The 24,203-nt window shown below is 67.5% G+C and carries 23 protein-coding genes; 6 read left to right on the plus strand and 17 right to left on the minus strand.

Annotation, left to right across the window (positions count from 1 at the left end; genetic code table 11):
• Window positions 1-48: 48 nt before the first annotated feature.
• The 4 genes from R2601_RS17200 to R2601_RS17215 form a co-directional block, all read right to left on the minus strand.
• The gene (locus tag R2601_RS17200; RefSeq protein ID WP_007800599.1) at window positions 49-507 is read right to left on the minus strand and encodes a cytochrome c-type biogenesis protein; all 459 of its coding nucleotides are present in this window, start codon (window positions 505-507) and stop codon (window positions 49-51) included.
• On the minus strand, window positions 504-2,471 hold the full coding sequence (locus tag R2601_RS17205) for a heme lyase CcmF/NrfE family subunit (RefSeq protein ID WP_007800601.1): 1,968 nt from the start codon (window positions 2,469-2,471) through the stop codon (window positions 504-506). Before R2601_RS17205 ends, R2601_RS17200 begins: the two co-directional genes overlap by 4 nt.
• 433 nt (window positions 2,472-2,904) lie before the next feature.
• Window positions 2,905-3,414, minus strand: a complete 510-nt coding sequence (locus tag R2601_RS17210) for a holin family protein (protein WP_007800603.1) — start codon at window positions 3,412-3,414, stop codon at window positions 2,905-2,907.
• Window positions 3,405-4,025 (minus strand): holin-associated N-acetylmuramidase, encoded by a 621-nt coding sequence (locus R2601_RS17215; protein ID WP_007800604.1) that lies wholly within the window; start codon window positions 4,023-4,025, stop codon window positions 3,405-3,407. The genes R2601_RS17210 and R2601_RS17215 overlap by 10 nt, the downstream gene beginning before the upstream one ends.
• Window positions 4,026-4,150: 125 nt before the next feature.
• Between R2601_RS17215 and R2601_RS17220 the strand changes: the two genes are divergently transcribed.
• A complete protein-coding gene (locus R2601_RS17220; RefSeq protein WP_007800606.1) occupies window positions 4,151-4,585 on the plus strand; it encodes a cupin domain-containing protein in 435 nt (144 codons plus the stop codon).
• A gap of 78 nt (window positions 4,586-4,663) precedes the next feature.
• Here the strand turns inward: R2601_RS17220 and R2601_RS17225 are convergent, their stop codons facing one another.
• The 4 genes from R2601_RS17225 to zwf form a co-directional block, all read right to left on the minus strand.
• The gene (locus R2601_RS17225; RefSeq protein WP_040544865.1) at window positions 4,664-5,464 is read right to left on the minus strand and encodes a PRC-barrel domain-containing protein; all 801 of its coding nucleotides are present in this window, start codon (window positions 5,462-5,464) and stop codon (window positions 4,664-4,666) included.
• A 119-nt stretch (window positions 5,465-5,583) separates the two neighbouring features.
• Window positions 5,584-7,167, minus strand: a complete 1,584-nt coding sequence (pgi, locus tag R2601_RS17230) for a glucose-6-phosphate isomerase (protein ID WP_007800610.1) — start codon at window positions 7,165-7,167, stop codon at window positions 5,584-5,586.
• Window positions 7,168-7,200: 33 nt separating this feature from the next.
• The gene (pgl, locus tag R2601_RS17235; RefSeq protein ID WP_007800612.1) at window positions 7,201-7,878 is read right to left on the minus strand and encodes a 6-phosphogluconolactonase; all 678 of its coding nucleotides are present in this window, start codon (window positions 7,876-7,878) and stop codon (window positions 7,201-7,203) included.
• Window positions 7,875-9,335, minus strand: coding sequence for a glucose-6-phosphate dehydrogenase (gene zwf / locus R2601_RS17240; protein WP_007800614.1), 1,461 nt, complete (start codon window positions 9,333-9,335; stop codon window positions 7,875-7,877). Before zwf ends, pgl begins: the two co-directional genes overlap by 4 nt.
• 220 nt (window positions 9,336-9,555) lie before the next feature.
• Here zwf and R2601_RS17245 point away from each other — a divergent pair, with 220 nt between their 5' ends.
• Together R2601_RS17245 and R2601_RS17250 are read left to right on the plus strand one after the other, a co-directional pair.
• Window positions 9,556-10,494 carry a nucleoside hydrolase gene (locus R2601_RS17245; RefSeq protein WP_007800616.1) on the plus strand — a complete coding sequence of 313 codons (939 nt, stop codon included), beginning with the start codon at window positions 9,556-9,558 and terminating at the stop codon, window positions 10,492-10,494.
• Window positions 10,491-10,937, plus strand: a complete 447-nt coding sequence (locus R2601_RS17250) for a GNAT family N-acetyltransferase (RefSeq protein WP_007800618.1) — start codon at window positions 10,491-10,493, stop codon at window positions 10,935-10,937. Before R2601_RS17245 ends, R2601_RS17250 begins: the two co-directional genes overlap by 4 nt.
• An 18-nt stretch (window positions 10,938-10,955) precedes the next feature.
• Here the strand turns inward: R2601_RS17250 and R2601_RS17255 are convergent, their stop codons facing one another.
• Entirely contained in the window at window positions 10,956-11,888 is a 933-nt protein-coding gene (locus R2601_RS17255; protein WP_007800620.1) for a pirin family protein, read from the minus strand.
• 506 nt (window positions 11,889-12,394) lie between these two features.
• Here R2601_RS17255 and R2601_RS17260 point away from each other — a divergent pair.
• Entirely contained in the window at window positions 12,395-13,813 is a 1,419-nt protein-coding gene (locus R2601_RS17260) for a protein adenylyltransferase SelO (RefSeq protein WP_040545474.1), read from the plus strand.
• A gap of 9 nt (window positions 13,814-13,822) precedes the next feature.
• Here the strand turns inward: R2601_RS17260 and R2601_RS17265 are convergent, their stop codons facing one another.
• Entirely contained in the window at window positions 13,823-14,704 is an 882-nt protein-coding gene (locus R2601_RS17265) for a DMT family transporter (RefSeq protein WP_040545475.1), read from the minus strand.
• A 146-nt stretch (window positions 14,705-14,850) separates the two neighbouring features.
• Here R2601_RS17265 and R2601_RS17270 point away from each other — a divergent pair, with 146 nt between their 5' ends.
• Both R2601_RS17270 and R2601_RS17275 read left to right on the plus strand, forming a co-directional pair.
• Window positions 14,851-15,681 (plus strand): tellurite resistance TerB family protein, encoded by an 831-nt coding sequence (locus R2601_RS17270; RefSeq protein ID WP_007800625.1) that lies wholly within the window; start codon window positions 14,851-14,853, stop codon window positions 15,679-15,681.
• Window positions 15,682-15,773: 92 nt separating this feature from the next.
• Complete coding sequence (locus R2601_RS17275; protein ID WP_007800627.1) at window positions 15,774-16,655, plus strand: DMT family transporter; 882 nt, start codon at window positions 15,774-15,776, stop codon at window positions 16,653-16,655.
• A 45-nt stretch (window positions 16,656-16,700) separates the two neighbouring features.
• Here R2601_RS17275 and R2601_RS17280 read toward each other — a convergent pair whose 3' ends face one another.
• The 7 genes from R2601_RS17280 to R2601_RS17305 form a co-directional block, all read right to left on the minus strand.
• A complete protein-coding gene (locus tag R2601_RS17280; protein ID WP_007800628.1) occupies window positions 16,701-17,417 on the minus strand; it encodes an alanyl-tRNA editing protein in 717 nt (238 codons plus the stop codon).
• Window positions 17,414-18,682 (minus strand): mechanosensitive ion channel family protein, encoded by a 1,269-nt coding sequence (locus R2601_RS27395; RefSeq protein WP_007800630.1) that lies wholly within the window; start codon window positions 18,680-18,682, stop codon window positions 17,414-17,416. The genes R2601_RS17280 and R2601_RS27395 overlap by 4 nt, the downstream gene beginning before the upstream one ends.
• Window positions 18,643-19,902: a DUF3772 domain-containing protein gene (locus R2601_RS27400; RefSeq protein WP_007800632.1), complete on the minus strand. Its 1,260-nt coding sequence runs from the start codon at window positions 19,900-19,902 to the stop codon at window positions 18,643-18,645. The genes R2601_RS27395 and R2601_RS27400 overlap by 40 nt, the downstream gene beginning before the upstream one ends.
• Before the next feature lie 5 nt (window positions 19,903-19,907).
• Window positions 19,908-20,936: a cysteine synthase A gene (locus tag R2601_RS17290; protein WP_007800634.1), complete on the minus strand. Its 1,029-nt coding sequence runs from the start codon at window positions 20,934-20,936 to the stop codon at window positions 19,908-19,910.
• Window positions 20,937-20,994: 58 nt separating this feature from the next.
• Entirely contained in the window at window positions 20,995-22,122 is a 1,128-nt protein-coding gene (locus tag R2601_RS17295; RefSeq protein ID WP_007800636.1) for an NUDIX domain-containing protein, read from the minus strand.
• Window positions 22,123-22,132: 10 nt separating this feature from the next.
• Window positions 22,133-22,573: a TrgA family protein gene (locus R2601_RS17300; RefSeq protein WP_040544868.1), complete on the minus strand. Its 441-nt coding sequence runs from the start codon at window positions 22,571-22,573 to the stop codon at window positions 22,133-22,135.
• A 148-nt stretch (window positions 22,574-22,721) separates the two neighbouring features.
• Window positions 22,722-24,143 (minus strand): cryptochrome/photolyase family protein, encoded by a 1,422-nt coding sequence (locus tag R2601_RS17305; RefSeq protein ID WP_007800640.1) that lies wholly within the window; start codon window positions 24,141-24,143, stop codon window positions 22,722-22,724.
• Window positions 24,144-24,203: the final 60 nt, after the last annotated feature.

Here is a 24,203-nt window from a genome sequence, read left to right on the forward strand (position 1 = left end):
CAAAGGCAAACGCGGCGTCACATCGACGCCGCGCTGCACGCTTTCGGATCAGTCGCGCAGGATCTGCTCGAGCCGCGCCTTTTCATCCTCGCTGAGCCCCGCCTCGGCCGGCGCCGCGGCGCGTGAACGGCCGCGGATGTAGACCGCGCCAGTGAGCAACGCGAAGACGAAGAGCAGCGGCCCTGCCGCCCAGAGCAGCCAGTTCCAGCCGCCGGTGGTGGGCTTGAGCAGCACGTATTCGCCGTAGCGATCGACGATATAGTCGACCGTCTCCTCGTTGCTGTCGCCCTCGAGCAGCCGTTCGCGGACCAGCAGGCGCAGGTCGCGCGCGAGCGAGGCGTTGGAATCGTCGATATTCTCGTTCTGGCAGACCAGACAGCGCAGCCCCTGCGAGATCTCGCGGGCCCGCGCTTCGAGCGCCGGGTCGTCGAGGATCTCGTCGGGCTGCACCGCCTGCGCGACGGTGGCGATCAGCACGAAGGCCAAGGCAAACAGCGAGCGCATCATTCCGCGGGCACTCCCTTGGCGGGGGCGCCCTTGCGCGCGCCGGCAGCGACGCGGAAGCGCCGGTCGGTGAGGCTCAGGATGCCGCCGATCGCCATCAGAATGCAGCCGGCCCAGATCCAGTTCGCCAGCGGCTTGATATAGACCCGCATGGTCCAGCCCCCGCCGGTCTGAGGATCGCCGATCACCACGTAGATGTCGCGCAGGAAGCGGTAGTCGATGGCGGCCTCGGTGGTGGGCATCTTGGCGACCGGGTAGTCGCGCTTTTCCGGGTAGAGATGCGCGATCTCGGCCCCGTCCTGACGCACCGCAACCTCGCCCATGGTGGAGAAGTAATTGGGCCCGCGCACCCGTTCGACGCCCAGCAGTTCGAACTCGTAGTTGCCAAGCTCGAAGGGCTGGTTGAGCTCGGCCACGCGGATGTCCTCCTGTTGCCAGGCCATCAGCCCGGCGATGCCGGCCATGGTGATGCCGAGCCCGGCATGGGCCACGGCCTTGCCCCAGTCGGCGCGCGGCAGGCGCAGCAGGCGGGAGTAGTCGCGGCTCTTGCCGATCCGGCTGAGCAGGTCGGTGATCGCGCCGGCCACCAGCCAGGTGCCGAGGAACAGGCCCACGGGCCCGAGCAGGCTGCGCCCGGTCTGGATGGTCCAGAACAGGCCGGCGACGGCAATGGCGAGACCGAGGGCCGGCGCCAACTGGCGCAGGACCCGGTCGACCTTGGCGCGCTTCCAGCTCAGCATGGCGCCGATGGGCAGCAGCAGGCCCAGCATCACCATGAAGGGTGTGAAGGCCATGTTGAAGAACGGCGCGCCGACCGAGAGCTTCCGGCCGAACAGCATCTCGGCCACCAGCGGCCAGAGCGTGCCGACGAAGACCACGAAGCAAGCCACGGCGAGCAGGATGTTGTTGGCCACCAGCGCGGATTCACGGCTGACGATGCCGAACACGCCCTTGGCCTGCATCGCCCCGGCGCGGGCAGCGAAGAGCGTCAGCGCGCCGCCGGTGAAGGTCACCAGGATGCCGAGAATGAACACGCCGCGCTCGGGATCGGTGGCGAAGGCGTGCACCGAGGTCAGCAGGCCCGAGCGCACGATGAAGGTGCCCATGAGCGAGAAGCCGAAGGCGAGGATGGCGAGCAGGATGGTCCAGCTTTTCAGCGCCTCGCGTTTCTCGACCACGATGGCGCTGTGCAGCAGCGCGGCGGCCAGCAGCCACGGCATGAAGGAAGCGTTCTCGACCGGGTCCCAGAACCAGAAACCGCCCCAGCCCAGCTCGTAATAGGCCCACCACGAGCCAAGCGCGATGCCGATGGTGAGGAACATCCAGCTCAGCAGCGTCCAGGGCCGCACCCAGCGGCCCCAGGCGGCGTCGACCCTGCCCTCGATCAGCGCCGCAACGGCGAAGCTGAAGCAGATCGAGAGGCCGACATAGCCGAGGTAGAGAAACGGCGGGTGGAAGGCGAGCCCGGGGTCTTGCAGCAGCGGGTTGAGGTCCTGACCGTCGAAGGGCGGCACCGCCATGCGCAGGAACGGGTTCGAGGTCAGCAGGATGAAGGCGAAGAAGGCGACGCCGACCATCGCCTGCACGCCCAGCACGCGGGCCCGCAGCGTCGGCGGCAGGTTGCCCCCGAACCAGGCCGCCAGCGCGCCGAACAGCGCGAGGATCAGCACCCAGAGCAGCATCGAGCCCTCGTGGTTCCCCCAGACGCCACTGATCTTGTAGAGCATCGGCTTGGCCGAATGGCTGTTCATCACCACGAGGCGCAGCGAGAAGTCGGAGGTGACGAAGGCGTGGGTCAGCGCCGCGAAGCTGATCAGCACCAGCAGGAACTGGGCTGTCGCGGCGGGTTCGGCGACGGCCATCCAGCCGGGCCAGCGTTTATGGGCGCCGATCATGGGAACCACCGCCTGAACACAGGCGACGAGAGCGGCGAGGATGAGGGCGAAGTGTCCGAGCTCGGTAATCATGATGCCCCGTGTATACGAAAGGGCGCCCGACCGGCCAACGAAAATCCCTTTTGACCGGCGTTCACATTGTCGCAATCGCATGTCGGGAGGGACCAAGGGCCCGGACCGGACTACCGCCGGGACTGACTTGACGTGCTCTTGAGGACGCAAGACGTATCGAAACGTGGCATCGTCCAAGAGATGCGCCGAAAGACCGGGACGCGCCGCGCATCGTCGGTCAGCGGATTGGCGATCCGAGGGTTGGATCCCTTGAGGTATCCGGGCCAAGCCCGAAGCATCTCTCAGCTCGGCGCAGTCGTGGACAAATCGCCGGTCTGGGGGGAGCGGGTCATGCCGGAGGCATGCTTTCAGCATGACCGATGTGCGGCGGCCTCCGGCCTCGGTTCCGCGCGGCCAACGCTCAAACGATGCTCACGCCGAGATCAGCACGATTTCACCGCTCCGTGCTCTCCCGCCAGTCCGACAGCGCCGGATTTTCACCAGCGTCGCGCTCGACAGGCGCGACCGTCCGCACCGCCGGCGCCGCCGCGACCACCGCTGCGATCTCGCGGCGGAACTCCTGCCCCTTGGTCTGGTGCCGCGCGCCGAAATAGAACCCCACGATGGCGGTCAGCAGCCACCACATCGGCTCGGGCACCAGCGACAGCCCCTGCATCCGCGCGCCGAACCACTCGGGATCCCACATCGCGCTGATGAACAGCCCCAGCGTGCCAAGCGCCAGCGCCGGGCGCGGCAGGCGGTTGAGCCCGTCCATCAGCCGGTCGAAGCGAGAGCGGCGCGCCTTGGCGAACTCCGCGCCGAACTGCGCCAGAGCCTCCCCGCGCAGCCCCGCCTCGCGCGCATCCCGCGCCTCGGCATTGACCCGGAAGACCTCGGCGGTCTCGGCCACCACGTTGCGCCCCGAGCCGAAGAGCACCCCCATCGCGCGGTCGATCAGCCCCATGAGGCCACCCGGGCGCGGAACTCGGCCTCCGTCATGTGGTAGCGCGGCGCGATGAACTCCTCGGCGCGGCGGATCCAGCCGCCTTTGCCTCCCGCGCGGGAACGGGCGTATTTGCGGCTCGCCGGGCGGGCATCGGCCAGCGCGAAGTAGTAGTTCCGCCGCGCGATGCCGTAGGCGTCGGCGATGTGCTCCGGCGCCGCCTCAGCGGCGCGGGCGCAGGCGGCGAGGCTGCGCGGGCCGAGCACACCGTCCACCGTCACGCCCTGCCCCATTTCGCAGAGCAGCCGCTGCAGGATCTTCACCGCGTTGGCGCCGGCATTCACGTACATGTCGAAGACCGAGGCCTGCAGCGCCTGGGGCAGTTCGGCAATTCGCGGGCGATGGAAATAGTGCTTCAGAAAGATCTCTACCGCCTGCTCGCGGTTCAGCAACCGCACGTCGGCCGCATCGACATCGCCATCGCGGTCAAGATCCATCCCCAGCCGTCTGAGCGTGTGGATGGTCACACCGAATTTCGTGGCGCCCCCGGGATCGTCGGGGTCGTTGACGTAGCCGCCCTCTCGCTGGACGATCTCGTCGGCCATCTGGCGGATGCGGGGGGTCACGGTCATGGCGGGCCTCCTTTTCTGGGCAACGGAACCGGGAGGGTTCCCTTTCGCCGCGAAGGCTGGTTCCCTCCCGTCACATCCGGCCAGATCCGGGTGAACGAGAGATGACCGCAGCGCACGGAGCCCGCATGACCGCCACCCCCACCGCCGAGGACATCATCGCCCTGCTGAGGCTCGAGCCGCATCCAGAGGGCGGCCACTACCGCCAGACCTGGGTGGCCGAGACCGCGCCCGGCGCGCGGCCTTCGGGGACCTGCATCTATTTCCTGCTGAAGGCCGGAGAGCGCAGCCATTGGCACCGCGTCGATGCCGATGAAATCTGGCTCTGGCACGCCGGGGCGCCGCTGGAGTTGTCGATCTCTGCCAATGACACGGGCCCGCGCTTGGATCACCGGCTCGGCCCGGATCTGCTCGGGCAGGAGCGGCCGCAGATCATCGTGCCAGCGCAGCACTGGCAGGCGGCGCGAAGCCACGGGGACTGGACGCTGGTGAGCTGCACCGTCTCGCCCGGATTCCGCTTCGAGGGTTTCGAGCTCGCCGCGCCGGGCGTCGATATTCCCTGACCGCCTTTCCTGACTGCGGACACAGAAAAAGGCCGGGGCGAAAACCCCGGCCTTGGAATGCTGTGCGAGAGACGCGACTTAGTTCATTGCCGACTCGTCAACGTCGGGCATCTCCATCAGCTGGTCCTTGGTGTAGTTGGTCACCAGGGCATAGGAGCCATCGTCGATCGGCATCAGCTGCACGTCGCTCAGCGAGATGTGCACGTGCTTGTCACCGATGTCGAGGAAACCACCCACTTCGGCAACGATGCCTTCGATCTTGCCATCGGCGGTGAAGACGATGTCTTCGATCTCGCCGACGTTCTGCCAGTTGTCACCGATCTCGGTGTACGAGCCCATGCCGCCGTTCGACGCCATGTCGGTCTCGGCGTTCATCTCGGCGTCGGCATCGGTGCCGGCCATCTCGGTTTCACCCTCGGTTTCCATGGTCGCGTCACCTTCGGCAACCTCGGCTTCACCCATCGCGGCATCTTCGTTGACCGCGTAGACGGCGCCACCGGTGATGTCGCGGCTGCGGATCAGACCATCTTCGTCCATGCCGAAGATCTCTTCCATGGTCTGGCCGGTCTCGGCGGCTGCCTGGTCAAGCTCCTGGTTGGCTTCGTTGGCAGCGTTCTGGATCTCCTGACCGGCTTCGTCGGTGGCCTGCTCGATCTCTTGACCAGCTTCGTCCGTGGCCTGCTCGATCTCCTGACCGGCATTCTCGGCGCTGTTCTCGATGGCCTCACCGGTGTTCTCGGCTGCCTGTTCGATGTTCTCGCCGGCCTGCTCCATGTTGGTCTCGGCCTGCTCCATGTTGTTCTCATCGGTGGCAGTCTGTGCAATGGCACCACCAGCGCTGAGGGCAATGGCTGCGACGGTCATCGTAAGACGTTTCATGGTGTTTCCTCCGTGTGTGTGGTCGTCGCTGCGTCGCGACGTCTGACCTCACAACACGCAGTTGCCCGGGTCGTTCCACCCGGGCAAACATCCGCCAATAACATGTTTTTTACGGAACTTTATCTCGCATTCTTGTGAACGAATGCGAGCAACTGACGCGTCGAGCCATCCTTCCCGTCTGCCGCCTGCTCTCCCGTGACCATCGGCCCGAGCGCGGTTGCAAGCTCCTTGCCGAGCTCGACGCCCCACTGGTCGAACGAGTTGATGTTCAGGATCACACCCTCGACAAAGACGCGATGCTCGTAGAGCGCCACGATGCGGCCCAGCGTCTCGGGATCGAGCTTGGGATAGACCAGCGTGGTCGATGGACGGTTGCCCGGGAACACCCGGTGCCGCGCCTGCCGCTCGAGCTCGTCACCCCCGAACTTGCCGGCCACCTTGCCACGCGCCTCGTCGAGATCGCGGCCGCGCATCAGCGCCTCGGACTGAGCGAGGCAGTTGGCGATCAGCAGCGAATGGTGATGCGCGAGCTCGGGCTCGTGGCCCTGCGCCGCCACCATGAACTCGCACGGCACCACCCGGGTGCCCTGATGGATCAACTGGTAGAAGGCGTGCTGGCCGTTGGTGCCGGGCTCGCCCCAGACCACCGGGCCGGAATTGCAGGCCAGATTGGCGCCGTCCATGCTCACGCCCTTGCCGTTGCTCTCCATCTCGAGCTGCTGGAGATAGGCCGGCAGCCGGCTCAGCCGGTTGTCATAGGGGAGCACCGCGCGGGTGGCTTGACCCAGCACCTGGTTGTGCCACATGCCCACCAGCGCCAGCATCACCGGCATGTTCTGCTCGAGCGGCGCGGTGCGGAAATGGGTGTCCATCTCCATGCCACCCTTCAGAAAGGCGCGGAAATTCGCGGGGCCGACGCCGATCATCAGCGACAGGCCGATCGGCCCCCACATCGAATAGCGCCCGCCGACCCAGTCCTCGAAGCCGAAGACCCGGGCTTCGGGGATGCCCCATTCGCCAGCAGCCGCCTTGTTCGAGGACAGCGCCACGAATTTCCCCTCTGTCGAAACGCCCTTCTCTTCGAGCCAGGCCCAGGCGCTCTTGGCGTTGGTCATGGTCTCGATGGTGGTGAAGGTCTTCGAAGCGATGACGAACAGCGTGGTTTCGGGCTTGCAGAGTTTGAGCGTGTCCGCAATGTCGGCGCCATCGACGTTCGAGACGAAATGGCAGCGCGGCCCGTCGGCATATGGCGACAGCGCGATATAACCCATCTTGGGGCCGAGATCCGATCCGCCGATGCCGATATTGACCACGTCGGTGATCTCGGAGCTGCGGATCTCGTCGGCCAGCGCCTCCATGCGCGACAGCGTGTCCAGCACCTCGGGCATCACGTCGGCGCCATCGACCTCAACCGGAGCGCCGTCGAGATTGCGCAGCGCGGTGTGCAGCACGGCGCGGCCCTCGGTCTCGTTGATCTTGGCGCCCGAGAACATGGCATCGCGGCGCTCGGCCAGCCCCGCGCCCTCGGCCACCGCGATCAGCGCGGCGCGGATATCGGCGTCGATCAAGGTCTTGGAGTAATCGAACAGCATCCCGTCATGGCGCACCGAAAAGGTCTCGGCGCGCGCGGCGTCCTGCGCGAACAGCGCATCGATACGGGTCCCGTCGCGTGTCGCGGCGAGGCTCTTGAGGTCATCCCACATGTCAAATCTCACTCTGTTCTAATCGGCAGAAATCTATTCGGCCCAGTGCACGACGGCCTCGTCGAGCACGGCATTGATCGGCGCCTCGAGCGGCGCCAGACCGCGCGCCTTTTCAAGCACTTCGCGCTTCTCGGCACCATAGATCACGATATGCTTCTTGAGCGCACCGTCGAGCACATGCGCGCTCAGCGTGATGCGCGGCTCGGGCGCGCCCGGCGCCCGCATCGGCAGCAGGATCGGCGCATCGTTCGACAGTGCTTCCTCCAGCTTGTCTGCCTCGGGAAAGATCGAGGCGGTGTGCATGTCGGCGCCCATGCCCAGCAGCACCACCGCCAGCGGCAGCGCCGGCGCGATGTCGTCCGCCAGCCCGGCCAGCCGCTCTTCGGGGGTGTCGGCCTCGGCATAGAGTGGCAGCAGGCGCGCGGCGCTCGCGCGGTTGGTCAGCAACCGCTCGCGCAGAAGCCGGGTGTTGGAGCGCTCGGAGCTTTCCGGCACCCAGCGCTCGTCGGTCAGCATCACGTCGACCCGCGCCCAGTCGAGATCGGCGGCGCAGAGCGCGTCGAAGACCGGCCCCGGCGAGGTGCCGCCGGGAACCGCCAGCGCGGCGCGTTCTTGATGGCTCAGCGCGGCACGCAGCTCTCCGGCGATCTGGTTGGCGAGGTCCATCGCCAGCATCTCGCGGTCTGGGTATTCCTTGAATTCGTAGGTCATGACTTGATCCCGCGCCAGCGGCGCCCGTCGCGATTGATGAGGAAGGCGGCATCATCCGGCCCTGCGCTGCCGGCGTCATAGGGCTTGGGCGAGTCGCCACGGCGCTCCCAGCCCTCGATCAGCGGATCGGTCCAGGACCAGGCGGCCTCGACCTCGTCGCCGCGCATGAACAGCGTCTGGTTGCCGCGGATCACGTCCATGATCAGCCGCTCGTAGGCATCGGTGACCTCCTCGGCCTCCGGCCCCAAAGCCTCGGCGAAGGACATGTCGAGCGGCACGTCGACAAGCCGCATGCCGCCCGGCCCCGGCTCCTTGATGGTGACGCCCAGCGTCATGCCCTCGTTGGGCTGCAGGCGGATCGACAGCACGTTGCGATGGCGGCCGCTATCGATGCCGAAGATCGAGTGCGGCGTCTCCTTGAAGACCACCGCGATCTCGGAGGCCCGCGACGACAGGCGCTTGCCGGTGCGCAGGTAGAACGGCGTGTTGGCCCACCGCCAGTTCGACACGTAGCACTTCAGCGCGATGAAGCTCTCGGTCTTGGAGGTGGGGTTCTCGGCATCCTCGCGGTAGGACGGCATCTCGCCGTCCGAGGTATACTGCCCGCGCACGATCTGGTCGGGATCGACGGGATCGAGCGCCCGGATCACCTTGAGCTTCTCGTCGCGCACCGCGTCCGCCTCGAACCGCGCCGGCGGCTCCATCGCGATCAGGCACAAAAGCTGCATCAGGTGGTTCTGCACCATGTCGCGCATCGCACCCGACTTGTCATAGTAGGAGCCGCGCCCGCCGACGCCCACGGTCTCGGCCACGGTGATCTGGATGTGGTCGACATACTGGGCATTCCACAGCGGCTCGAACAGCATGTTGCCGAAGCGCACCGCCATCAGGTTCTGCACCGTCTCTTTCCCGAGATAGTGGTCGATGCGGTAGATCTGATCCTCGTGGAAATACTGCGCCAGCTCCTCGTTCAGGGCGCGCGCGCTTTCCAGATCATGACCGAAGGGTTTCTCGACGACGATGCGGGTGTCGCGGTTCGACAGGCCACGGTTGCGCACCTGACCGGCAAGATCGGCGAACAGGCTCGGCCCGACCGAGAAGTAGTAGGCGCGCACGACGTTCTCATCGTCGCGCAGCAGGTCCTTGAGCGCGCTCCAGCCACCCTCGCCCTTGGCATCGACCGGCACATAATGCAGATGCGCGAGGAACCCCTCGATGGCCTCGGCATTGTCGGCCTGCGACTTGCCGAACTCGACCAGCGCCTCGCGGATGAAATCGCGGTAAGCGGCATCGTCCATCTCGGAGCGCGCCGCGCCGATCACGCGGCTGCTCTCGGGCATCTGGCCGGAGCAGTAGCGCCGGAACAGCGCCGGCAGAATCTTGCGGCGGGCAAGATCACCGGTGCCCCCGAAAATGATGAGATCAAAAGGCTCGACGGGAATGACGCGGGAAACCATTTCGGGTGTGTCTCCGATTCTTTGCATTGCTGATCGTTAGCGCTAACCGCGCTCACTCCCTATCCCAATATGCGCTGCGAGTCTAACACCGCATTGGGTAACAGCAACGTTGATGGGACAAATTTTCTGCACGGCAGCGAATTGCCTGCGAAAGCGCTTGGTCCTTGAACGCAGGAGGCCCTCGTGCGACCTGTCTTGCGAAATCGAACCGAGGACGAGCATGCCCCAGAAAATCATCATCGACACCGATCCCGGGCAGGACGACGCGGTTGCCATCCTGCTGGCGCTGGCCTCGCCGGAGGAGCTCGAGGTGCTGGGCATCACCGCCGTCGCCGGAAACGTGCCGCTCGAGCTGACCGCGAAGAACGCGCGCATCGTCTGCGAACTGGCGGACCGGCCCGACATCAAGGTGTTCGCCGGCTGCGACCGGCCCTTGGCGCATGATCTTGTCACCGCCGAGCATGTCCACGGAAAGACCGGGCTCGACGGCCCCGATCTGCCGGATCCGACCATGCCGCTGCAGGAACAGCACGGTGTCGACTTCATCATCGAGACGCTGCGCGCCGAGCCCGAGGGCACGGTCACGCTCTGCCCGCTCGGGCCGCTCACCAACATCGCCACCGCCTTCCAGCGCGCCCCCGAGATCGCCGCGCGGGTGAAGGAGATCGTGTTGATGGGCGGCGCCTATTTCGAGGTCGGCAACATCACACCGGCGGCCGAGTTCAACATCTATGTCGATCCCGAAGCGGCCGAACTCGTGTTCCGCTCGGGCGTACCGATCACCGTGCTGCCGCTCGACGCCACCCACAAGGCTCTTGTCACGCCGCCGCGCAACGAGGCCTTCCGCGCCCTCGGCACCAAGGTTGGCGTGGCCGTGGCCGAGATGACGGATTTCTTCGAGCGCTTCGACCGCGAGAAATACGGCTCCGACGGCGCGCCGCTGCACGACCCATGCGTGACCGCGTACCTGCTGAACCGGGACCTGTTCTCGGGCCGCTTCATCAATGTCGAGATCGAGACCGTGTCCGAGCTCACCCGCGGCATGACCGTGGCCGACTGGTGGGATGTGACCGACCGCGCCCCCAACGCCACCTTCATCCGCGACATCGACGCGGACGGCTTCTTCACCCTTCTGACGGAACGCTTGGGGCGGCTATGAAATCACTGCATCTGGCTGGCCCGGACGATCTTGCCCGGCTCATGCCGCTGGTCGCGGCCTTCCACGCCGAGCAGGGCTACGGCACCGACGCGCAGCACGTGCAGGCGGCGCTGGTGCCGATCCTCGATGGCCAGCCGCACGGCGCCATCTGGCTGATCGGTCCGCGCAAGTCGCCGGTGGGCTACGTCGTGGTGAGCTTCGGCTGGAGCATCGAGTTCGGCGGGCTCGACGCCCGCGTCGACGAGCTCTACATCCGCCCCGCCGTGCGTCGGCGCGGCATGGGGGGCGAGGCCCTGCACGCACTGTCGAACGGACTGCGCGACAGCGGCGTCGCGGCCCTGCATCTCGAGATCGACCGCGACGACGAACGCCTTCAGGGCTTCTACCGCCGCGCCCGGTTCAAACCGCGCGAGCGCAGCGTGGCGATGACGCGGGTCTTCTGAGCCCGCGCCATCGGCCCGTCACGGCAGAGGGATGAACTCCGCGTCATCCCCCGGCGGCAGGTGGAAGCGCCCGTTTTCCCAGTCGCCCCGGCGCCACGCCTCCTTGGCTTCCTCGATGCGCTCCTTCGAGGAGGCGACGAAGTTCCACCAGATATAGCGCGGCCCTTCCAGTGTCTCGCCGCCCAGCAGCATCACCCGCGCGCCGCGCGGGCCTGCCCTCAGCGACACCCGGTCACCGGGGCGGAACACCATCATCTGGCCTGCCTCGAAGGTGGTGCCGGCCTGCTCCACAGACCCGTCGACCACGTAGACGCCACGATCCTCGTGATCGTCGGGCATCGGGATCGCCGCACCGGCCTCGAGCACCGCATCGGCATAGAACATCTCGGACGCCGTCTCGACCGGCGCGTGCTCGCCCCAGGCATCGCCGAGGATCAGCCGGACCGACTTTCCCTCGCCCTCCAGATAGGGCAGCGCGTCGGCGGCAGCGTGCTGGAACAGCGGCGCCCGATCCTCGTGATCCTTGGGCAGCGCCACCCAGGTCTGGATGCCGAAGAACGGCATCGGATCGACCTGGGTCTCGTCATCGGTACGCTCGGAGTGGGTGATGCCCTGGCCCGCCACCATCCAGTTCACCGCGCCCGGCTCGATCCAGGCATCGGTGCCGAGGCTGTCGCGGTGATGCATCCGACCGCGGAACAGGTAGGAGATCGTTGCCAGCCCGATATGCGGATGCGGCCGCACGTCGAGACCGCGCGTCGGCAGGAACTCCGCCGGCCCCATCTGGTCGAAGAAGATGAAAGGGCCGACCATCTGCCGCTTGGGTGCAGGCAGCGCGCGGCGCACCTCGAAGCCGCCGAGATCGCGGGCCCGCGGGACGATCAGCGTGTCGATGGCGTCGACCTCGTCTCCGGTCGGGCAATGCGGGTCGAGTGCGGGGTTCCAGCTCATGTCGTGTCTCCTCTCGGGGTGATGAGGATAAGATAGCGCGACCTTCGGCGCACGATAGGCCGATATAAGCGCTCTTTATGTGCGAATTCGCGCGGACAGTTTGAGCGGGCGCGCGCTTGATGGAGGTCTGTCCGGTGGCCGGTGCTGCGCCGTGAGTATTTGGAACGTAGAGAAGATGGGAGTTGCGCGCCGGCTCCGGCGGTGGCCCGGCTTGGCGCCGTTGGGCCGGCGGTGCGTCTGACCATTGGGGCGCCGGTGGTCGGCGTGGGGCCGTGAGTACTTGGAACGTAGAGAAGAAGAGAGCTGCGGTCCGGTCCCGGTGCAAGCGCAGCATGGTGCGGCTGGGCGGACAGCGCGTCTGACCATTTGAGCGCCTCTGGTCGGCGTGGGGCCGTGAGTATTTGGGACGTAGAGAAGATGTGGACTGTGCCCTCCCCAAAGGGCGCGCCGGGTGGTGCGGGAGGATGGGGTCTTTCTTTCCGCGCGCGAGCGGTTATCTCTGGGCCATGACCCTGCACATTCCCTTCGACAACAGCTACGCCCGCCTGCCCGGCGCCTTCTACACCAAGCTCAAGCCCGCCACCGTGGCGCAGCCGACGCTCATCGCCTTCAACGAGGCGCTGGCCGGCGAGCTGGGCATCACCGGCGCCGACGACCCGCGCCTCGCGCCGGTCTTTGCCGGCAACGTGCTGCCCGAGGGCGCCGACCCACTGGCGCAGATCTATGCCGGGCACCAGTTCGGAGGCTTCTCGCCGCAGCTGGGCGACGGGCGCGCGCACCTGCTGGGGGAAGTGGTCGACCAGCGCGGCATCCGGCGCGATATCCAGCTCAAGGGCTCTGGCCCCACGCCCTATTCGCGCCGCGGCGACGGGCGCGCCTGGCTCGGGCCGGTGCTGCGCGAATACGTGGTCAGCGAGGCGATGCACGCGCTCGGCGTGCCCACCACCCGGGCGCTGGCGGCGGTGCGGACCGGAGAGGATATCCTGCGCGAACGGCCCCTGCCCGGCGCCGTGCTGACCCGCGTGGCACAAAGCCATATCCGTGTCGGCACGTTCCAGTTGTTCTCGTCGCGCGGACAATATGACGATCTGCAAACGCTCTACGACTATACCGTCGCCCGCCACTATCCCGGCGTGAAAAGCCCCGACGCGTTGCTCGCTAGGGTCTGCGAGCGGCAGGCCGCGCTGGTGGCGCAGTGGCTGAGCCTCGGCTTCATCCACGGTGTGATGAACACCGACAATTGCACGCTCTCGGGCGAGACCATCGACTATGGCCCCTGCGCCTTCATGGACCGCTACGATCCCAACCAGGTGTTCTCTTCGATCGACCGCTACGGGCGCTACGCCTACTCGGCCCAGCCCGACATCATCGTCTGGAACATGGCGCAGCTCGCCACCGCGCTGGTAGCGCTGATGCCCGATGCCGATGACGGCGTGAAGGTCTTCACCGAGATCGTGCATGGCATGGCAGACCTGCTGCGCGCCGAGTGGCTCAAGCGCTTTGGCGCCAAGATCGGCCTTGCCGATCCGCAGCCCGGCGATGCGGCGCTGATCGGCGAGCTGCTCGATCTGATGCACAAGGGCCAGGCGGATTTCACCAACACCTTCCGGGCGCTGCTGGAAGATGATGCGCGCGACCAGTTCACCGACCGTGAGGCGTTTGACGGCTGGGAGGCGCGCTGGCGCGAGCGCATCCAGAACGAGCGAGATCCGGAGGGGCTGATGCGGCGCAGCAACCCGGCCTTCATCCCGCGCAACCACCGCGTCGAGCAGATGATCGCCGCCGCGGTCGAGGGCGACGACCGCTATTTCCATCACCTGAATGCGGTGCTGGCGCGCCCCTATGAGGAGCAACCAGAGGCCGAGGAGCTGCGCCACCCGCCGACCGAGGACGAGATCGTTCCGGCCACCTTCTGCGGCACCTGAGGGCGCGGCTCAGCGGCGGTTGATCAACACGATCCCCGCCGCCACCAGCACCAGCGCGCCAAGGAAGTTTGGCCCCACCGGCTCGCCCAGCAGCAGCCAGCCCATGCCGACCGCCAGCACCGGCGACAGGAAGCTGAAGGCGGCCACGTCAGAGGCGCGGTAGCGCTTCATCACGCCCATCCAGAAGGTGAAGCCCACGCCCACCACCACCACGCCTTGGAACAGCACGCCGCCCCAGTGCAGCGCCGTGGGCGCCCGCAGCACGGGGCCGAAGAGCGGCGCCAGCAGCGGCAGGAGCAGCGCCGAGACCGCCACCTGCCACATCAGCTGCGCCTCGGCGCTCAGGCGCTCGGATTGCCCCAGCCGCACGGTGAGCACGATCCCGGCCCAGAGCAGCGCCGCGATCAGCGCCAGCGCATCGCCGCGCCAGTCTCCGGCGCTGCGGCTCTGTGGATCCCACAGTGCCCAGCCGACGCCTGCCATCGCCAGCACGAGCCCAAGCAGTCGGCCGCGGGTCAGCCGCTCTCCCGGCAGCCAGAGATGCGCCGCCAGTGCCAGCCAGACCGGCATCGAGTAGAACACGATCGAGCCGCGCGACACGGTGGTGTAGTCGAGCGCGGTGAACAGCGCCACGAACTCGGCCGAGAACAGCAGCCCGAGCAGCAGCCCGCCCGCCTTGGCCTGCGCCATCCCCGAGAGCGCGCCGGGGCGGCGCCAGGCGATCCAGAGCCCCAGCACGAGCACGCCGATGGCCGAGCGCAGCCCGGCCGACAGCACCGGCGAAATGCCGTCATTGGTGAGTTTCACGACGACCTGGTTGAACGCGAGCAGCGTCGAGAACCCGATCAGTCCCGCCGCGCCGGCGAGATCCATGGACTTGCGAAGTGTCATGCCACGGCTGAACACCGAACCGCGCGGGGCGTCAAGCAATTGCCCGCCCGGGTTGGCCGCCCGGGAAGCGCGCGTTTTTCCTTCCCCGCCGCGGGGGCTTTCTGCCAAGGTGAGGCCAACAGAGACAATTCCGGGAGGAGGAAACCATGTCACTGATGGGAACGCTGGCGAAGCTCGCCATCGGCTATGCCGCGGCGCGCGGCGTCGACAAGCTGTCCGGAGGGGCCGGTCTCGGCGCGCTGCTTGGTGGCGGGGCGCAGGTCAAGGGCAGCGAGCCCGGCACCGATCTACAGGCGCAGATGGGCAAGATGTGGTCCGGCGATGCCGCCACGCCGTTGCAGGAGATGATGGCCAAGTTCCAGGAGACCGGCGCCGCCAATCCCCTGCAGGAGATGATGAGCAAGATGCAGGAAGGCGGCTTCGGCGCGATGTTCGGCGCGGCGGGACTTGCGCCCTCGGATGCGGGCAGCCCAAAGGGCGGGCTGCTCTCGGCGCTCTCGGGTGAAGGCGGGGCCGGGCTGCCCGCAATGTTCGCGGCAGCCGGCGGGGCCGCCGCGATGAGCGGCAAGGGGGTGGGCGCGATGCTCGATCAGGTCAGCACTGCCGGCACCCCGCCCGAGGCCGAGCAGGCCGCCGGGCTGATGCTGCGCGCGATGATCCAGGCGGCCAAGTCTGATGGCGGTATCGACAAGGCGGAGCAAGCCAAGATCCTCGAGACAGTCGGCGAGGATGCCTCTGCCGAGGACCTCGCCTTCGTGAAGACCCAGCTTTCGGCACCGGTCGATCCCGAAACGCTCGCTGCCGAGACCCCGGAGGCGCAGAAGGCGCAGGTCTATGCCGCCTCGCTGATGACGATCCGGGTCGATACCGATGCCGAGGCCGAGTATCTCGACCGGCTGGCCAAGGCGATGGGGCTTTCGGAGCTGGTGGTCAACCAGCTGCACATGCAGATGGGATTGCAGCCGCTCTATTCCTGAGCCACTCTGCCCGCAGAGTTCCGCCCCGTCCGGCGTCCGCCGGGCGGGGTTGGTTTTTGCCCAGAGGTTTTGCTCAGAGGAAGGAGACCCCCATGCCGCGCTCGTCCCGCTATGGTATCGCGCTCGCCGCCTTCGGCGCGCTCGTGCTGACACCGGACGCGCTGTTCATGCGGATCTCGGGGCTCGACGGCTGGCAGATGCTGGCCTGGCGCGGCTTTGGCGTCGGCGCGATGTTCTGGCTGGCATGGCTCATCCTTGCCAGGCGCGAGGCGCCGTTGCATCGTCTGCTGCGCCCGGCCGGGCTGGTGCTGATCGTGGCGCAATATTTCAACGCACTGCTGTTCCCGATGGCCATCGCCGCCGCCCCGGTGGCAGTGGTGCTGCTCGCGGTCGCAACGGTGCCGGTCTGGGCGGCGCTGTTGTCGTGGCTGGCGCTCGGGGAACCCACAAGCCGTGCTACATGGGCCACCATCGTTGCCGTGCTGGCGGGCATCGGCATCGCGGTCTCTGGCCATGGCGATCTGGCACTGAACCGGGCCGCGCTCACCGGCGCGCTCTGCGGCCTCGGCGTGGCGCTGAGCCTTGCCACCACCTTCGTCAGCCTGCGCCGCGCGCCTGAGCTGCCACTGCTGCCTGCGCTTGGCACCGGTGCGCTGCTGGCCGGGCTCACCGGCCTGCTCGTGGCCGGGCCCGGACGCATCGGCGACGGCAATGTCGCGGCGATCCTCGTCACCGCGCTGCTGATCCTGCCGGCCTCGTTCTTCTCCCTGTCGCAGGCCTCGCGCTACACCCAGGCCGCCAATGTCAGCCTGCTGATGCTGCTCGAGACCGTGCTGGGACCACTCTGGGTGTGGATCGGGCTAGGCGAGGCGCCAACGGCGCGGATGCTTGCAGGCGGCGCCATCGTGCTGGCGAGCCTCGCGCTCTATATCCTGCTGCCGCAGCGCCGGCGGGCCGCGCCCGAAGCTGCCTGAGCCGCAGCCCGGGCCGCCACCCTCGTTGAAGCGGCAGCCCGAGTCTCAGTCGAGCTGAATGTTGACGCGGCGGTTCTGCCGGCCCTTGTTCTCGATCTTGCCGATGCGGATGCGCCCGATCTCGCCGGTGCGCGCCACGTGGGTGCCACCGCAAGGCTGCAGGTCGATCTGCTCCTCGCCTGTGCCAATGCGCACCAGCCGCACCGCGCCCTGCCCGCGCGGAGGCTGCACGGTCATGGTCCTGACCAGCGCCGGGTTGGCGTCGAGCACGGCCTCCTCGACCCAGTCGGCGCTGATCGCCAGATCCCGCTCGACAAAGCCGTTGAGCATCTCCTCGATCGCCTCGCGACTGTCGGGAAGATCGGGGGTCGCGAAATCGAGCCGCCCGTGTCCGGCGCTGATATTGCCGCCGGTGACAGGCAGTGGCACCACGACAGACAGCAGGTGCAGCGCGCTGTGCACGCGCATGTGCCGGTGCCGCCGCTCCCAGTCGAGGCGCTGGCTCACGACGGTGCCGGGTGCAGGCAGCGGCAGCGGCTCGGCGGGCACGAGGATCACCGCGTCGCGCTCGCCCTGAACCGCCGTGGCGATGCTCAGGCTGCGCCCATGCCAGTCGAGCCGCCCGCTGTCTCCCGGCTGGCCACCGCCCCTGGGAAAGAACACCGTCCGATCGAGCACGATGCCGCCTTCTTGCGTGTGCGCACGCACCACGCCGGTGGCATCGCGAAGATAGGCATCCTCGCGAAACAGCGCCTTCGTCATCGGCCGCCGTCTCCGCCTTCTCCGCCGCCCTCGCCGCCGCCACCGTCGCCATCGGCATCGCCCTCGCGTCCTGCGGGCACGATGCCCGAGTGGGACGACTGCTCCGCCGCCGCGCGGTCATGCGCCACCTTGTCCTCCGCCGTCGAACCGGCCTCGGGCGCGCGCGGCGCGGAGGTGCCCCGGTCCGGGTACAGGACCTCGGGGTTGCGCAGCCAGACATCGCGCTGCGCAAACGGGATCTCGATGCCTTCTTCGGCAAAGCGCTGCGCGATCTCGTGGTGGAAGTCGGAGGTCACGATCAGCATCTGACCGACATCGCGGATGATCGCGCGGATCACGAAGTTCAGCGAGTCCGCACCGAACTCCTCGAAGGTGACCATCGGCTCCGGGTTGAGCAGGACGAGGTCGTGCTGGCGCACGATGCGCAGCAGGATGTCCTGAACCTTGCGGGTGTCGCTGCCATAGGCCACGCCCACGGTCATCACCACCCGGCCGATGATGTTGCCGCGCGTGTAGTTGGTCACCGTGCCAGAGACGAAATCCGAGTTCGGGACGATCAGGTCGGTGCGGTCGAAGGTCTCGATACGGGTCGAGCGCACAGAGATGTCCTTGACGATGCCGTGGTTGCCGTTGACCTCGATCCAGTCGCCTTCGGAGATCGGGCGTTCAATCAGCAGGATGATGCCCGAGACGAAGTTCGACACGATGGTCTGCAGGCCGAAACCGATCCCGACCGACAGCGCACCGGCGACGATGGCCAGCGAGGACAGGTCGAGACCGGCGGCCGTCACCGCGATCAGCGCCGCCACGAAGACGCCGAGATACCCCAGCCCCGCGACCAGCGCGTTCTGGCCCCCGACATCGATCCTGGTCTTCGGTAGAATGGTGCTGCGCAACCCGCTCTGCATCATGCGGGTGACCGTGTAGCCGATCGCGAAGACGATCGCGAAGGTGAGGAAATCGCTTGGTGAAATCCGCGTTTCGCCGATCTGAACGCCTTCCTTGAAGCGTGTCCAGAGCTCGGTCAGGTCGGCCACGCGAGCGCCCCAGATCAGCGCCAGCACCGGCAGCTGCAGAACCATCAGCAGGAAGCCTGCCAGAACCGGGATGAGGCTGTCCGAGGCCTGCGGGTCGCGCCCGGTGACCAGTTCGTAAAGATCGTTCACGAACCGCTGCAGCACCAGCACCAAGGCCAGCACCGCGAGGGTTCGGATGGTCGGATAGATCAGCCCCTGACCGACCGCGTCATAGCCGATCCCGGACATGATCGGCGCGATGATCGCGACGAAGATGGTGATCCGCCCGATGGCGCGGGCGATGCGCAGCGGAAGGTCGAGCCTTCGAGCAGGGTGCCGTCGGAATCCGTCTCGTCGTTGAGTGTGGTCAGGATATGCCCGAGCCGCCACAGCATCAGCGCGCAGAGCAGCAGCACAGGATAGTCGAGCACCACCTGCACCTCGTCGGGATAAGAGAAGATGGCGCCGATGGTCTCCCCGGCCGAGCGCAGCACAAGCAGGATCGCCAGCAGGTTGGCATAATAGCGCGCCTCGACGCGCTGCTTGGGCGGCAGCGGCAGCGTGGCGATGTCGTCGTTGCGGTTGAAACTCTGATCGGCGAGCCAGCGCACGATCAGCAGCGCCGCGCCCCAGACCGGAATCATCTCGAGCACGCGCTGCAGGTTCACGCCGGCGAAACTGGTGGTTCGCACGGCGGCGACCAGCATCACCAGCCCCAGGAAGGGCAGGATGATGCGGATGATCGAGGCGATGAAGCTCCACACCCCCGAGCCGCGCCGGGTCGTGGAGCGCAGCCACTCGATGAACTTGTCGACCCAGACCGGCCCGCGCGCCACCAGCAGCAGCGCCAGCAGCAGCAGCAGAGCGATGACCGGCAGGTTGCGCCAGGCCTCCGAGCGCTTGACGTCCGACAGGATGCCTTCGCGCAGCTCCCCGACCAGGCTCTGCCCCGACTGCATCAGCGCCGCGGCCGTCTCGGACCAGAGCGCAGGGTTGAGCGGCGAGGGCCCCAGAGACAGCAGCGCATTGGCCTGCCGGGTCCGCACGATGCCGTCGATCTCGCGGATCAGCCCGTCGGCCTGGGTATGGGCCTCCTGCGCTCGTCGCGCCGGAGCCTGCAGGCGTTGCAGTTCGTCATTGAGCTGGCTGCGCCGCAGGGCGATCGACTCGGGCTCGCTCTCGCCCTCGGCCGGTGGCGGCCCCAGCGCGTCGAGCTGCGATTGCAGCGTCTGGATGCGGCTCGCGTTGGTGCTTTCAGCCTGCAGGAAGGTGTCGCGCCAGCCCGCAAGGGTGCTGCGCAACTCCTCGAAGGCCTCGGTCGAGGCCCGCTCGCTGGCGACGGCCTCCTCGGCGCGGCTGGCGACTTCGCTCCAGCTCTCGTAATCGGTGCCCTCTTCCTGCGCACCGGCCAGCCCTGCGCTCAGCGCGAGGACCAGCCAGAGCGCCGCGACGCGAAGCCAGCGCAACATCGGGATCACCCGTCCTCGAAGACACCGGGAATCGAGGCCGGCGCGCGATCAAGCCACGACGGCACCGGCAGACCCTTGCCTTTCAGGAAGTCCGGGTTGAACAGCTTCGACTGGTAGCGGTTGCCGAAGTCGCACAGCACGGTGACGATGGTGTGGCCAGGGCCGAGCTCTTTCGCCATCTTGATCGCACCGGCGACGTTCACGCCCGACGAGCCGCCAAGGCAGAGGCCTTCTTCGGCCAGCATGTCATAGACCACCGGCAGCGCCTCCTCGTCGGGGACGCGGCAGGTGAAATCGGGGGTGAAGCCCTCGAGATTGGCGGTGATGCGGCCCTGCCCGATGCCCTCGGTGATCGAGTCGCCGGGGTTCTCCTGCCCGGTATAGATCTTGTAGAGCCCGGCGCCCGCCGGATCGGCGAGGCCGATCTTCACGCCCTTGGGCTGCAGCGCCTGCGCCACGCCCGCGAGTGTCCCGCCCGAGCCCACGGCGCAGATGAAGCCGTCGACCTTGCCGCCGGTCTGCTCCCAGATCTCGGGGCCGGTGGTCTCGATATGGGCCTGCCGGTTGGCGACGTTGTCGAACTGGTTGGCCCAGATCGCACCATGCTCGGCTGTGCGCGCCATCTCCTCGGCCAGACGGCCCGAGTAGCGCACGTAGTTGTTGGGATTCTTGTAGGGCGCCGCGGGCACCTGCACGAGCTCGGCGCCGGCAAGACGGATCATATCCTTCTTTTCCTGCGACTGGGTCTCGGGAATCACGATCACCGTGCGGAAGCCCATCGAGGCGCCGACCAGCGCCAGCCCGATGCCGGTGTTGCCGGCGGTGCCCTCGACGATGGTGCCGCCGGGCTCGAGAAGGCCCTTCTCGACCGCGTCACGGATGATGTAGAGCGCCGCGCGGTCCTTGACCGACTGGCCGGGGTTGGCGAATTCCGCCTTGCCCAGAATGGTGCAGCCGGTCATCTCGCTGGCTTTGCGCAGCTTGATGAGCGGCGTGTGTCCGATCAGATGCGCAAGATCCTGTGCAACCCGCATGGGCGCCTCCCCTTTGTCTCGGTCTGGGGGACAGGTGTAGGGCGCGCCCCCGGGGAACTCAAGCGCTCGAACGCAACTCCTCACGATGACGTGCCAGCCAGTAGAGCATCATTGCCAGCGGGCCGACATTGACCTCGCCGCTGTCGCAAAGCGCGAGCGCCTCGTCGAACGGAATCACATGATTGCGGATGTCTTCGTGCTCCTCTTCGAGCCCGCCCATGCCGTTGTCGGCCTCCGAGAGCGCGCACAGCCCGAGGAAGCAATGGTAGAACTCGGTGCTGTAGCCCGGCGCGGCATAGACCTTCATCATCGGGCGCAGCTCGCGGATGTCGAGCCCGGCTTCCTCCTGCGCCTCGCGCAGCGCGCAGGCCTCGGGGCTCTCGCCGGCGTCGACCAGCCCGGCGGCCGGTTCGAGCACGGTCAACTGCGGATCCCCACGGAACAGAGGGCCGTAGCGGAGCTGCTCGATCAGCATCACCCGGTCGGTCGCCGGATCGTAGGGCAGCACCAGCGCCGCATCATAGGCCACGAAGCACTCGCGCGAGAAGGTCTCGGTCATGCTCCCGTCAAAGCGCTGGTGGCGCAATTCGAAGGCGCGGGTGCGAAAGAAGCCCTCGAAGCCCGCGTGGTCCTGCACGATCTCGACGATCTCGCGGCCGCGTCCCGAGCGCAGCTCGTGCGGGGCGCCACCCCGCGCAAGGATCCGGGCCCAGGCGCGCGCCGCCAGGAACGGCCGCCGCCCGGCGATCTCGGCAGAACTCGCGCGCCCGTATTGCCGCATGATCTCGCGCGCCGTGCGCCTTGCCAGTTCGCCCCAGTCCGCCGCCCATTCCGAGAGGTGGAAGAGCGGACCGCACTCCTGCGGCGGGCAGGCGCTGCACGCGACCAGCACCGGCAGCCGCGCACCGGTTCCGGTCAGCGCCTCGCGCTCCTGCAGCCCCTCGCCGAACCCGCCCGAGAAGAATGCCAGCCGTGCCATGTCCTCGTCGGAAAGCCCCTGAAGCAACAGCCCCTCGGCTGCGGTGCCCGGCGCGATGCAAAGCGCGGCTTCGGGCACGCCCTTGGTATTGGCGTAGTAGACCGACAGGTCGGGCAGCATGGCCGGCACGGCTTGTGCGTCGCGGCCAAGGATTTCGGCCAGCACGGGCCGGTGGCACAGGGTGCCGTAGACGAACAGATCGGGCACGGGGGCTCCTTCAGCGCCAGTGGCGCGAGGCGGTCTCGGAAAGCACGGCGGTCACCAGAGCGCCGATGATAAGCATCATGAAAAATCCGGTGTTGAGCAGGCGCTCGCCGTAGACGATCGCGATCTCGAACACCCCGGCAGCGGCCTCCATGGCGCCGTCGTAGCGCCGGCGCAGGGCAAGGTCCCACATCTGCTTGAGCGAGTAGAGCATCAGGCACCAGAACACGAGCGCGGCGGCGCCGGTGATGCAATGCGAGATCGCGGCGGACATCCCGCGCCCGGCGCGAGGCCCGATGATGATCCAGCCGCAGAGGAACCCGATGGCGGTGTTGATATAGCTGAAGACGCCGAAGTTCTGCACCTCGTCGAAGAGGCCCTTGGCGTATTCCGAGGTGAAATAGGCGGCCCCCGCCATGCACAGGGCGGCGATCAGGCGGGCAGCTGTACACATCGGCGCGGGCCTTTCATCCGGTCAACCTAGGGATTGCCCGCAAGATAAGCCACGCCCCGGCCCGGCTGGCAAGCCGAAGCCCGGGCTTTCCCGGATGCAAGGAACCCGATGTGTCGAAATCGAGACAACCGGCGAGCCGGGCCCGAGCTCAGAAATCCCGGTTCTGATAGGCATCGAGCGCCGCCTTGCGCCCGTCCTCGGCGCTCACGATCGGCTCGGGATAGGCGTCGTCCGGCGTCATCGCCCAGCTCTCGGGGATGGCGTCGAAATAGCTCAGCGCGGTCTTCGGCGGATTGCTCTGCCCCTCGGCGATCCAGCGGTCCACATAGACCTTGTCGGGGTCGAATTTCTCGCGCTGGGTGATCGGATTGAAGACCCGGAAATATGGCGTCGCATCCGGGCCGCTGCCGGCGCTCCACTGCCAGCCAAGCGCGTTCGAGGCCGGATCCCAGTCGATCAGGCAGTCCTCGAACCAGTCCATGCCGATCTTCCAGTGGCACATCAGGTGCTTGGTGAGGTAGCTCGCGACGATCATCCGGGCGCGGTTGTGCATGCGGCCCGTTACGTACATCTCGCGCAGCGCCGCATCGACGAAGGGAATGCCGGTGCGCGCGCGCTTCCACGCGATCACCTCCTTGCGGCGTTCGTCCTCGTTCCACGGAAAGGCCGCCCATTCCTCGCGCCAGTTGCTCTCGGCCAGATGCGGGGTGTGCCACAGGAGGTGGTAGGCGAACTCGCGCCAGACCAGCTCCTTTGCCCAGGTTTCGGCGCCCTCCTTGCCCGCGTCCTTGGCCCGCATCGCCGCGTGCCAGCACTGCGCCGGGCTGATCTCACCAAGCGCGAGGTTCTCCGACAGGGTCGAGCAACCATCCTCGGCCACGAGGTTCCGGCCCTTGTCATAGTCTGCGATCTTGCCGGAGGTGAACGCGCCCAGCCGTGCCTGCGCCGCCCGCTCGCCAAGCTGCACGTATGGCTCCACCACCGCCGCACCGCGCCGCATCGCATCGCCCAGCCCCCAATCGTCGAGGGCATCGCTCTCTGGCCAGCTCTCCGGCGCGGCCAGCTTCGATGGCGCGGGCAGAGGCTCGGGCACATCCCGGTCGCAGACCGCGCGCCAGAAGGGCGTGTAGACCTTGTAGAAACCGCCCTGCTTGGTCTCGACCGTCCACGGCTCGAAGAGCAGGTGGCCGGCAAAACTCCGGGCGTCGATCTCGCGGTCCTTGAGCGCCGACTTGACCGCGGTGTCGCGCTCCACCGAGGCCGGATCATAGGCGCGTTGCCACCAGACCGCACCGGCGCCGGTCTCGTCGATCAGCGCGTCGAGCACCTCGCGCGCGGGCCCTGCCCTCAGGATCAGCCGACTGCCCTTCTCGGCCAGCGCCTCGCCAAAGCAACCGAGCCCGAGCCCGAGCCGCCATTTCGGCGCCGCGCCCAGCTGGTCGACCGTGTGGTCGCGTATGAACACCGGGATCACCGGGCGGCCGGACTTGCCCGCCTCGTGCAGGGTGGCGTGATCGCTCAGCCGCAGGTCGCGGCGGATCCAGACGATGATGGGGCTCGTGTCGCTCATTCTGTCCTCGCGTGGTTCCGCGAGGAAGATAGCGCCCCGCGCCAAGGGTCAACCGCATTG

The sequence above is a fragment of the Salipiger bermudensis HTCC2601 genome (genome assembly GCF_000153725.1).
Classification (GTDB): Bacteria; Pseudomonadota; Alphaproteobacteria; order Rhodobacterales; family Rhodobacteraceae; genus Salipiger; species Salipiger bermudensis.